Below are 2,450 nucleotides of genomic sequence, written 5' to 3'. Positions count from 1 at the left end.
AAGCAATTGGAATAAAGCAATATTTAGTTAATTTCTATATTATTTTTCTTTTGGTGGCCAAATGAAGTAAGTAATACAAATAATTAAATCAATAACGATTATAATACTCCAACCATGTATTACGCCATTAAGCGCTTCAGTTTTGTCGTTATTGTTTACTAATATTTTTATTAGAAATAATAGGGACATGCCAATGATGTAAGATAATAAATGTTTCAACCAAGTTTTTGCATAATAAATTGAGTAATCGTAACCGGTTAATTTATTTGGTTTATTGCCTTGTCGCATTATGTAGTATCTAAATTTGTCATCGAACCATCTAATCATACTTTTACCAAAGACAAGTGAAACTGATATATATACTGCTGCAATAGCGTGGGGGAGTTCTGCTTTAGCTCCATTTAATAAATCTATGGTTGTTACGATCAAAAGTAATATATCGATAACAGGAGTTAATGCTAAAAATAAAAAACCTAGCTTTTTAAGTCTCAATATATATCTAATAATTAATCCTAATATTATAACTATCCAAAAAGAAATTTCACAAAAAACAATTAGCCAAGCTATATAGTTGATAAAGAACACCTACTTTAATTTGTTTTTTAAATTTATTTTAGAATAGCATTTTAGGTTAGGTATGGCATTTATGCCGAGAAAATTTATTGTGCGTTCCGAGGCTCAACGTCAATAAAGCAATAATATTGTTGTGCTTTTGGGATTAGCTGATAATCCATGATATAACTAATACAATTACTGATATGACGAAAGTTATAGACATTAATGGTGCTACTTTGTCTACCATTTTTTTATATTCTTTATCTGCCGCATTCTGTTTTTTTAATCTCCAGCATTTTACGCCTAGATATAGAGCTTCTAGTAAATTAATGATTAATATGATTAATAAAATCGTAATTATCATAAGGTATCTTTCTCCTTGTTTTTTGTGTTTTCGAAACGAGTTGAAAACGAGTTTCTTCTTGTCTTGATACTATATAGAAATAACGTTCTTTTTCAAAATATCGTTTGAACGTTGATTTTACAGTGTTTTTAATTGTTTTTAGTGTATAAAATAAAATTTGACATAAAAAAACTCCAGTAATAAGATTAAAGTGTCGAGCTAAAATCAAATACTGGAGGTCTTTTTATATGCAAGACAATCATACAAAATATATAGACGAAAATCAAGATAATAAAACACTAAAAGATATGACGAAAAGTGGGAAACAACGCCCATGGAGAGAAAAGAAAATTGATAATGTAAGTTATGCAGATATACTGGAAATCTTAAAAATTAAAAAGGCTTTTAACGTAAAACAATGTGGTAACGTCTTAGAATTCAAGCCAACTGATGAAGGTTATTTGAAGTTACATAAGACATGGTTTTGTAAATCTAAATTATGTCCAGTTTGTAATTGGAGGCGTGCTATGAAGAATAGTTATCAAGCTCAAAAAGTGATTGAAGAAGTAGTAAAAGAAAAGCCTAAAGCTCGGTGGTTATTTCTTACTCTATCAACACGAAATGCGATAGATGGGGATACTTTAGAACAAAGTTTAAAGCATTTAACTGAATCTTTTAGAAGATTATTTAAATATAAAAAAGTTAGTAAAAACTTAATTGGTTTTATGCGTTCAACAGAAGTTACAGTTAATAAAAATGATGGTAGTTATAATCAACATATGCATGTCTTATTATGTGTTGAAAGTAAGTATTTTAGAGGTTCTGAAAATTATATTTCGCAGAATGATTGGATTGATTTTTGGCAAAAAGCATTACAAGTTAACTATCGACCAGTAGCAAATATTAAAGCGATCAAACCAAATCAAAAAGGCGATAAAGATATTCAAGCAGCTATCAAAGAGACCTCGAAATATTCGGTTAAGTCATCAGATTATTTAACTGGAGATAGTGAAAAAGATTCAGAGATTGTTAATGATTTAGAAAAAGGTTTATACCGAAAACGTATGTTGAGTTATGGTGGTTTACTTAAACAAAAACATAAAATTTTAAATTTAGACGATGCCGAAGATGGTAATTTAATTAATACAAGTGACGAAGATAAAACAATTGACGAAGAAGAAAAAGCACATTCAATTACGGCAATTTGGAATTTTGAAAAACAAAATTATTACTTAAAAGATTTGAAACGTTAGCTTAAAAGCTAGCGTTTTTTTATGTATTTTTGCCCCTGCGGGAACTATAGCGTTCAACCAGCATGGTTGCCTAGTTTTTATGCCAATTTTTAAATTTGCATGTAACTGGGCAGTGTCTTAAAAAATCGACACTGGATTTGCTCAAATTTTAATTGGTGTAATTAAATATATTTATTTGGCTCATATTTGCGTTTTAAGAGCTTATATACGTTTTTAGGTATAAAACTATATGATTTACCCCTAATTCTTTAAAATGCCCCCTTAAAATTCAAAATAAGGGCATAAAAAATAAAAGCTAC

The 2,450-nt window shown here is 28.8% G+C and carries 3 protein-coding genes; 1 reads left to right on the top strand and 2 read right to left on the bottom strand.

Annotated features, from left to right (window positions below; genetic code table 11):
- Positions 1 to 39 precede the first annotated feature (39 nt).
- Positions 40 to 576, bottom strand: coding sequence for a hypothetical protein (locus tag F1592_RS04535; protein ID WP_145376084.1), 537 nt, complete (start codon positions 574 to 576; stop codon positions 40 to 42).
- A 142-nt stretch (positions 577 to 718) separates the two neighbouring features.
- On the bottom strand, positions 719 to 919 hold the full coding sequence (locus F1592_RS04530) for a hypothetical protein (RefSeq protein ID WP_107376278.1): 201 nt from the start codon (positions 917 to 919) through the stop codon (positions 719 to 721).
- 227 nt (positions 920 to 1,146) lie between these two features.
- On the opposite strand from F1592_RS04530, the gene F1592_RS04525 reads away from it, so the two are divergent.
- Entirely contained in the window at positions 1,147 to 2,151 is a 1,005-nt protein-coding gene (locus F1592_RS04525) for a protein rep (protein WP_149809394.1), read from the top strand.
- The last annotated feature ends 299 nt before the right edge of the window (positions 2,152 to 2,450 follow it).

The sequence above is a fragment of the Staphylococcus sp. GDX7P312P genome (assembly GCF_008385775.1).
Taxonomy (GTDB): domain Bacteria; phylum Bacillota; class Bacilli; order Staphylococcales; family Staphylococcaceae; genus Staphylococcus; species Staphylococcus haemolyticus.
The sequence above is the reverse complement of the archived record's forward strand: the minus strand, read 5'-3'. Positions and strand labels throughout refer to the sequence as shown.